Consider the following 1,420-nt stretch of genomic DNA (forward strand, 5'->3'; position numbering starts at 1 on the left):
GGCATTGCACCAACCACCGGTACGAGAAAATAAAACGCCATGTGCTTCAACGGCTTAGAAGCGATGGCATTGCGTGACCATGGGAAAGACACTCCCGCCCAGGAGATTTAGGCGGTGGGTTTGGCTTCTTTGGGTGTGTTCACGACTGGTGATACCGCGACCTTCACAGGTGGCGCTTTAGAGGCAGGTGCCTGCTCTGGATCCAGATCTACCCCCGACTCCACCAGCACCTTGACCGAGGCCATGAAGGCTTCAGAGGGGGTGCGGATGTATTGGCGCGGGTTCTCCGTTGAGCGGGCAACCAAGCCTTCCTGTTTCAGCGCCGCCAGCACGAATCCAGCGGTATTGGCCGACTTGCCCTTGCAGACAGGCTGTATCGATACGCTGCTGATCAGGGACTGCTTACCCAGAGTGCGTTCTATCTCACTGACTACAATCCAATCGTTGCTATAAAAGCCGCCTCCGCTGTTCCCATAAATCCTGAACAACACCTCCGCGTTGGCCCGGTATCCGACGTGGTACGTCAGAGTGGACTTAGCGGATAGCGTGGGACAGGGGGCAATATGGAGAACTCTGGTGGAGGTAGATCCTGCTACGGTGGTGGTTTTCGATTTCATATTTCATTTCTCCGTTGGTTGATGGTGGTTTCGAAGGCCTATGTCCTTCATTACAGATACGCGGTTTTCCTCAGTTTTTGATACATGCCGGGAGCACCCGGGGGGATGGCTCCAGCAAGCCAGATCACAATGCAAGGCCCAGAAACAAAAAAACCACCCGAAGGTGGCTGTTGGTGGTGATGTGTCATGTCTCATGGGATAGATACCTCTGGTGAACGAACCGCGTACTGTCGGCACATGGCTAGCAGACCGGGATCAATGCCCCCGACCTTGGGAATGAACACTTCCACGCCATAGCCATCGTCACTGAGGACAAAGACCATTTCGTAGCACCCCTTGTGTTCCTCGATGCATTCAAAGCTTGGGCGAAAGCCTTGTTCACCGAAGCGCACTCCATCGAACCGGTTAGCCAGGACCGGGAAGCCCAGTTGTGCATCGAGCACATCCACACTATCCCCAACCTCCAACACGACGAAGAACCCGTGGATATTCGGGTCGTAGGGTTCGTCTTCGCTCAACATGGCAAATCTGCAGGCAGCGATGGTAGCCATCTCCGTATCCAGAATCTGCACGGTCAACGCAGGGTCACGAATGACTTGCATCAGTGCCCTCCTCTATCAGGTTTCTCGTAATCAACATAAATACTCCTTTCAGAAACGAAAAAACGCCCAGGGCTGTGAACCGAGGGCGCGCTTGGGAGAAACTTTTCTACAAATACCAGTCTGTATTCCTTTCTTAAATTTATCTATCGCCTAATCACTAAAGCAGTTCGCTGGGCAACCTAGGTAGGGCAGAACGGAAGC

2 protein-coding genes are annotated in these 1,420 nt (G+C 53.4%); both read right to left on the reverse strand.

From position 1 onward, the window contains the following. Positions 1 to 107: 107 nt before the first annotated feature. Positions 108 to 617, reverse strand: a complete 510-nt coding sequence (locus tag AC097L_RS24290; protein ID WP_479589288.1) for a hypothetical protein — start codon at positions 615 to 617, stop codon at positions 108 to 110. 191 nt (positions 618 to 808) lie between these two features. Further along, complete coding sequence (locus AC097L_RS24295; RefSeq protein WP_479589289.1) at positions 809 to 1,219, reverse strand: hypothetical protein; 411 nt, start codon at positions 1,217 to 1,219, stop codon at positions 809 to 811. Between the last annotated feature and the right edge of the window lie 201 nt (positions 1,220 to 1,420).

Source organism: Rhodoferax sp. RT5P35 (assembly GCF_056521385.1).

What these genes read in the sequence shown, in the direction of transcription:
- AC097L_RS24290 (WP_479589288.1), bottom strand. Translation starts at nt 617, where the DNA reads ATGAAATCGAAAACCACCACCGTAGCAGGATCTACCTCCACCAGAGTT.
- AC097L_RS24295 (WP_479589289.1), bottom strand. Translation starts at nt 1,219, where the DNA reads ATGCAAGTCATTCGTGACCCTGCGTTGACCGTGCAGATTCTGGATACG.